Here is a 6,426-nt window from a genome sequence, read left to right on the forward strand (position 1 = left end):
TTCGCCTTACGGTGGAGCTGTGCGTAGATGTGATCATGAGACAGCCCGCCCGGCCCCTCGCTGACCACGCCGGACCCGGTGACGCTGCACGCCACGCTGGCGGAACTCGCCCGGAACGGCGTCACCCATGCGGCGATGGAGGCATCCTCGCACGGGCTCGACCAGCGGCGCCTGGACGGGGTCCGCCTCGCCGCGGCGGGCTTTTCCAACCTGACGCGCGACCATCTCGACTACCACGGCGGCATGGCGGGCTATCGCGCCGCCAAGCTGCGCCTCTTCGGGACCGTCCTGCCACCCGGTGCCCCGGCCGTGGCCAATGCCGACATGGAGCCGGAGACGCTGGCGGCCCTGCGGAACATCGCCCGCGACCGGGGCCTGCGCCTGCTCACCGTGGGCGAGGCCGGGCTGGACATCCGCCTGCTGCGCCACGCCCCCCTGCCCGAGGGCCAGGCGCTGGAGATCGATGTCTTCGGCCGCCGCGCCAACCTCACCCTGCCCCTTCCGGGCCGCTACCAAGCCGACAACCTGCTGATGGCCCTCGCCCTCGCCGTGGCCACCGGGATTGATGCGGAACGGGCCATGCCGCTGCTGGAACGGCTGCGTGGCGTGCGCGGCCGCATGGAGCTCGCCGCCCGCCTCGCCAACGGCGCCGCCGTCTATGTGGACTATGCCCATACCCCGGACGCGCTGGAGCGCCTGCTCGCCGCGCTGCGCCCGCATGTCGGACCGGGCGGGCGGCTGCATGTGGTCTTCGGCGCCGGCGGCGACCGCGACCCGGGCAAGCGCCCGCTGATGGGCGCGGCCTGCGCCCGCTTCGCCGACCGCTGCTGGGTGACCGACGACAACCCCCGCTCCGAGAACCCCGCCGCCATCCGCGCCGCCGTGCTCGCCGCCTGTCCCGGCGGCATCGACGCGGGCGACCGCGCCGCGGCCATCGCGGCCGCCCTGGAGGACCTGCGCCCTGGCGACGTGCTGGCCGTGGCCGGCAAGGGACACGAGAGCGGACAGACCATCGCGGGCGTGACCACGCCCTTCGACGATGCCGGGGTGGTGCGCCGCCTCGCGGGGGCGGCGGCATGACCGGCACCCCACTCTGGAGCAGCGAGGAGCTGCGCGAGGCCACCGGGGGCAGCATCCCCGAGGGCATCGCCGTCACCGGCCTGTCGATCGATACCCGCAGCCTGCAGCCCGGCGACCTCTTCATCGCGCTGCGCGACCAGCGCGACGGGCATGACTTCGTGGCCGCGGCCCTGGATTCCGGCGCCGCCGCCGCGATGGTGGACCGCCTGCCGCCGGAGATGCCGGAGCAGGCGCCGCTGCTGCGCGTCGCGGACACGCTGGCCGGGCTCGCCGCCCTGGGCGCCGCCGCGCGGGCGCGCTCCACGGCCCGCTTCGCCGCTGTCACGGGAAGCGTGGGCAAGACCACGACCAAGGAGATGCTGCGCCAGGGCCTCGCCGCCCTGGCTCCCACCCATGCGGCAGTGGCCAGCTACAACAACCACTGGGGCGTGCCGCTCACCCTGGCCCGCCAGCCGCGCGACGCCGCCTATGCGGTGATCGAGATCGGCATGAACAACCGGGGCGAGATCGCCCCCCTCGCCCGCCTCGCCCGGCCCGAGGTGGCGGTGATCACCATCATCGCCGCCGCCCATGTCGGGCATCTGGGCTCCGAAGCGGAGATCGCCGAGGAGAAGGCCGACATCCTGGCCGGCATCGCCCCCGGCGGCACCGCCGTCTTCCCCGCCGACGGCCCGCATGCCGCGCGGCTGGCCGAACGCGCGCGGGAGGCCGGTGCCCGGCTGGTCAGCTTCGGCGAGGCGGAGAGGGCGGATATCCGCCTGCTCGACTGGCAGGGCACGGCCACCGGCTCCATCGCCCATCTGTCGCTGCACGGCATGCGGCTCGGGCTGAAGCTGCCCGTCCCCGGCCGCCACATGGCGCTGAACGCCCTGGCCGCCCTGGGCGCGGCCGAGGCGCTGGGGGCCGATCCGGTGCGCTTCCTGGCCGCGCTGGAGGGCTTCTCCCCCACCGCCGGGCGGGGCCAGCGCCAAGCGATCCCGCTGGAGGAGGGCGGCGAGTTCCTCCTCCTGGACGAAAGCTACAACGCCAACACCGCTTCGGTCGCCGCCGCCCTGGCCGTGCTGGCCGCCCAGCCCACCCCGCCCCCGGGGCGCCGCATCGCCGTGCTCGGCGACATGCTGGAACTCGGAGAACACGGGCCAGACCTGCACAGATCCCTTGCCCCGGCGGCGGCGGCGGCGGCCGACCTCGTGTATTGCTGCGGCCCGCTGATGCGCGGGCTTTTCGAGGCCCTCCCCCCGGGGAAGCGCGGCGCGCATGCCCCGGATTCCGCGAGCCTTGCTCCGGTCCTGGCCAGTGCGGTGCGCGGCGGCGACGCGGTGATGGTGAAAGGTTCGCTCGGCAGCCGCATGGCGACAGTGGTCGCGGCGCTGAAGGGCAGACGGAAGGAAGTTCCTGCGTGATCTACAACCTCGTCACACCCTTCGGCGAGCAGTTCCTCCTGTTCAATCTCATCCGCTACACGACCTTCCGTGCCGGCGCCGCCTGCCTGACGGCGCTGCTGGTCTCCATGGTCTTCGGGCCGGCGGTGATCCGCTGGCTGCGCACCTTCCAGCGTGGCGGCCAGCCGATCCGCACGGACGGCCCGGAGCGCCACCTGGTCGAGAAGAAAGGTACGCCCACCATGGGCGGCGTGCTGATCCTGATGAGCCTGGGCATCGCCACCCTGCTCTGGGCCGACTTGCGCTCGGGCATCGTCTGGGCGGTGCTGCTGATCACCATGGGCTATGGGGCGCTGGGCTTCTGGGACGACTGGCTGAAGGTCACCAAGCGCAACACCAAGGGCGTTTCCGGCCGCATGAAGCTGCTGGTCCAGGGTGGGCTCGGCCTCCTCGCCGCCCTCTGGATCACCTGGCTGATGCCCTACAACCTCCAGGGCGCGCTGGCCGTCCCCTTCCTGAAGGACGTCCTGCTCCAGCTCGGCCTGTTCTTCCCCATCGTCGGGATGCTGGTGATGATGGGCGCCTCCAACGCGGTGAACCTCACCGACGGGCTGGACGGGCTGGCCATCGTGCCGGTGATGATCGCGGCCGGCGTCTTCGCCCTGATCACCTACCTCGTCGGCAACCACATCTTCGCCGACTACCTGCAGCTCAACTTCGTGCCCGGCACCGGGGAGCTCGCGATCTTCCTGGCCGGACTGATCGGCGCCGGGCTTGGCTTCCTCTGGTTCAACGCACCGCCCGCCGCGGTCTTCATGGGCGATACCGGCTCGCTCGCCCTGGGCGGCGCGCTGGGGGGCGTGGCGGTGGCCACCAAGCACGAGATCGTGCTGGCCATCGTCGGCGGCGTCTTCGTGGTGGAGACGGTGAGCGTGATCATCCAGGTCTTCTGGTACAAGCGCACCGGCCGCCGCGTCTTCCTCATGGCGCCCCTGCACCATCACTTCGAGAAGAAGGGCTGGGCCGAGCCTACGATCGTCATCCGCTTCTGGATCGCCGCCATGGTCCTCGCCCTGGTCGGCCTCTCCACCCTGAAGATCCGGTGACAGCCATGGCCCGCGACCTCACCTCGCCCGACATCTCCCGCGGCCGGGAGCCGCCGCGGCGCGCCTCCGACACGCTGCCGGAGGGCTATGACTTCAAGCCCTTCGCCAACCGCCACATCGCGGTGGTCGGGCTGGGCAAGGCCGGCCTGCCCGCCGCCTACCGGCTGCGGGACTGGGGCGCGGAAATCGTGGTCTGGGACGACAGCCAAGCGCAGCGCGAGGCCGCCGAGGCCGCCGGCTTCACCGTGGCGGACGTGACCGCCGCGCCCTTCGCCCAGGACACGCTGCTGCTCTCCCCCGGCATCCCGCACCGGCTGCCGCGCACCCACCCGGCCGCGGCCCGGGCACTGGCGGCGGGGGCGCCGATCCTCTGCGACGCGGAGTTCCTCTTCCTCGCCGCCCGCGCCGCCGGCTCCAAGGCGCAGTTCGTCGGCATCACCGGCACCAACGGCAAGTCCACCACCACCGCCCTGCTGCGCCACATCCTGAAGGGCGCCGGGATGCCGGTGGCCGCCGGCGCCAATCTCGGCCCCGCCGCCACCGCCCTGCCCCTGCTGGCCCGCGGCGCCTATGTGCTGGAAATGTCGTCCTACATGCTGGAGCGGCTGGACGCGCTCCACTTCGACCTGGGGGCGATGCTCAACCTGAGCCCCGACCACCTGGACCGCCATGGCGGCATGCCGGGCTACACCGACGCCAAGGCCCACATCCTCGCCGGCAACCGGGTCTCGGTCCTGGGGATGGACGACGCGGCCTCCCGCGCCCTGGCCCCGCGCATCCGCAACCGGCTGATGCCCATCTCCGGCACCACGCCGCAGCCCGGCGGCGTCTGGGCCGAGGGGCGCCTGCTGCGCGACGATGCTGGCCCGATCCTCGATCTCGGCGAGGCCGCCGCCCTGCCGGGCACGCACAACGCCCAGAACGCCGCCGCCGCCGCCGCCCTGGCGCTCGCCCTCGGCATCACCCGGGCGCAGCTGGCGGAGGGGCTGCGGAGCTATCCCGGCCTGCCGCACCGGCAGGAGCGCGTGGCGGAGCGGGGCGGCGTCCTCTACGTCAACGACAGCAAGGCCACCAATGCCGACAGCACCGCCTGGGCGCTCGGCACCTACCCTCGCGTGGTCTGGATCGCCGGCGGCGTGCCCAAGGAAGGCGGGATCGAACCCCTGGCCTCCCTCTTCCCGCATGTTGCCCATGCCGTGCTGATCGGCCGCTGCGCCGGGGAATTCGCCGCCACCCTCGCCGCCCATGGCGTGCCGCACGAGACCGCCGGCACGCTGGAGGCCGCCCTGCCCGCCGCCCGCGCCGCCGCGCAACGCCTGGGCGCGCCGGTGGTCCTGCTGAGCCCCGCCGCCGCCTCCTTCGACCAGTACAGCGGCTTCGAGGCGCGTGGCGAGCACTTCCGCACCCTGGTGCAATCCCTGGAAAAGGCGGCCTGACGCATGTCCTTCTCGCGCGCGGATTCCTCGGTCCTGGGACGCTGGTGGTGGACGGTGGACCGCTGGACGCTGGCCGCCATCTTCATCCTGGTGGGCTTCGGCTACGTGATGATGCTGGCCGCCTCCCCGGCGGTGGCGGAGCGCATCGGTGCCTCCTCGCGCGACTTCTTCATCTGGCGGCAGGTGGGCTACCTCGCCCTCTCCATCGCTCTGATGATCATGGTTTCCCTGCTCTCGCCCCGGCAGGTGCGGCGACTGGCCATCCTGGGCTTCGGCATCGGCCTCGCGCTCACCGCCGCGACCCTCGTGGTGGGCGTGGAGATCAAGGGTGGCCGCCGCTGGCTGCCGATCCCCGGCCTGTCGCTGCAGCCCTCGGAATTCCTCAAGCCCTGCTTCGCCATCGTCGCCGCCTGGCTGCTGGCGGAGGTGCGCGGCCCCGGCCCCGTCTCCCGCTGGGCCGGCTGGCTGATCGCCGGCGGCTGCTGGGTGATGATCGCCTTCCTGCTCAAGAGCCAGCCGGATATCGGCATGCTTCTGGTGGTGACCTCGGTCTTCTTCACGCAGCTCTTCATCGCCGGCCTGCCGGTGCTGCTGGTCGGCGCGCTGGGCGGGCTCGGCGTGCTGGGCGGCGTCGGCGCCTACCTGACCCTGCCGCATGTGCGCTCCCGCGTGGAACGCTTCCTCGACCCCTCCACCGGCGACAACTACCAGGTGAACGTGGCGCTGGAGGCCTTCGGCAACGGCGGGCTGATGGGCACCGGCCCCGGCGAGGGCCGCATCAAGAACGTGCTGCCCGATGCCCATGCCGACTTCGTCTTCGCCGTGATGGGCGAGGAGTTCGGCATGATCGTCTGTGCCCTGCTGATCGCGGTCTTCATGTTCATCGTGGTGCGCGGGATGCTGCGCCTGCTGGCGGAAACCGACCTCTTCGTCATCCTGGCCGCGACCGGGCTGCTGACCCAGTTCGGGCTGCAGGCCTTCATCAACATGGGCTCCACCCTGCACCTGATCCCGACCAAGGGCATGACCCTGCCCTTCGTCTCCTATGGCGGCTCATCCTCGCTCGCCATCGCGCTGGGGCTGGGCTTCCTGCTGGCGCTCACCCGCCGCCGCAGCGGCCGGGCGATGGAGGAGGCCCTGTGAGGGGTCCGGCCGTCCGCAGCTTCGTCGTCGCCGCCGGGGGCACCGGCGGCCACGTCTTCCCGGCCGAAGCCCTGGCTGCCGAACTGGCCGCGCGCGGCGAGCGCGTGGTGCTGATGACCGATGCCCGCTCCGGCGCGCTGATGGAGAAGGGCGGCACCCGCTTCGAGGGGATGGACCGCTTCATCCTGCCCGGCGCCGGGCTGGCCGGGCGCGGGGCGCGGCGCGCCGCCGCCGGGGCGCTGGCCCTGGCGCGCGGCACGATCCAGGCCCGGCAACTGC

5 protein-coding genes and 1 pseudogene are annotated in these 6,426 nt (G+C 72.8%); all 6 read left to right on the forward strand.

Annotated features, from left to right (window positions below; all coding sequences use genetic code 11):
- Nucleotides 1-45: 45 nt before the first annotated feature.
- Nucleotides 46-1,080 (forward strand): annotated as a pseudogene (locus ROTAS13_RS17025) (Mur ligase family protein); the annotation flags it as partial.
- Nucleotides 1,077-2,483 carry a UDP-N-acetylmuramoyl-tripeptide--D-alanyl-D-alanine ligase gene (gene murF, locus ROTAS13_RS17030; RefSeq protein WP_075822929.1) on the forward strand — a complete coding sequence of 469 codons (1,407 nt, stop codon included), beginning with the start codon at nucleotides 1,077-1,079 and terminating at the stop codon, nucleotides 2,481-2,483. The pseudogene ROTAS13_RS17025 and the gene murF, both read left to right, overlap by 4 nt.
- Nucleotides 2,480-3,568 (forward strand): phospho-N-acetylmuramoyl-pentapeptide-transferase, encoded by a 1,089-nt coding sequence (gene mraY / locus ROTAS13_RS17035; RefSeq protein WP_019459410.1) that lies wholly within the window; start codon nucleotides 2,480-2,482, stop codon nucleotides 3,566-3,568. Before murF ends, mraY begins: the two co-directional genes overlap by 4 nt.
- A gap of 5 nt (nucleotides 3,569-3,573) precedes the next feature.
- The gene (gene murD / locus ROTAS13_RS17040; protein WP_019459411.1) at nucleotides 3,574-5,004 is read left to right on the forward strand and encodes a UDP-N-acetylmuramoyl-L-alanine--D-glutamate ligase; all 1,431 of its coding nucleotides are present in this window, start codon (nucleotides 3,574-3,576) and stop codon (nucleotides 5,002-5,004) included.
- A gap of 3 nt (nucleotides 5,005-5,007) precedes the next feature.
- A complete protein-coding gene (locus tag ROTAS13_RS17045) occupies nucleotides 5,008-6,147 on the forward strand; it encodes an FtsW/RodA/SpoVE family cell cycle protein (RefSeq protein ID WP_019459412.1) in 1,140 nt (379 codons plus the stop codon).
- On the forward strand, nucleotides 6,144-6,426 hold a 283-nt coding region (locus tag ROTAS13_RS17050; protein ID WP_171979131.1), incomplete at its 3' end, for a glycosyltransferase. The genes ROTAS13_RS17045 and ROTAS13_RS17050, both read left to right, overlap by 4 nt.

It is taken from the genome of Roseomonas sp. TAS13, from assembly GCF_001950415.1.
Classification (GTDB): Bacteria; Pseudomonadota; Alphaproteobacteria; order Acetobacterales; family Acetobacteraceae; genus Roseomonas; species Roseomonas mucosa.

Coding starts and splice junctions, on each gene's coding strand:
- murD (WP_019459411.1), top strand. CDS start 3,574: ATGGCCCGCGACCTCACCTCGCCCGACATCTCCCGCGGCCGGGAGCCG.
- murF (WP_075822929.1), top strand. CDS start 1,077: ATGACCGGCACCCCACTCTGGAGCAGCGAGGAGCTGCGCGAGGCCACC.
- ROTAS13_RS17045 (WP_019459412.1), top strand. CDS start 5,008: ATGTCCTTCTCGCGCGCGGATTCCTCGGTCCTGGGACGCTGGTGGTGG.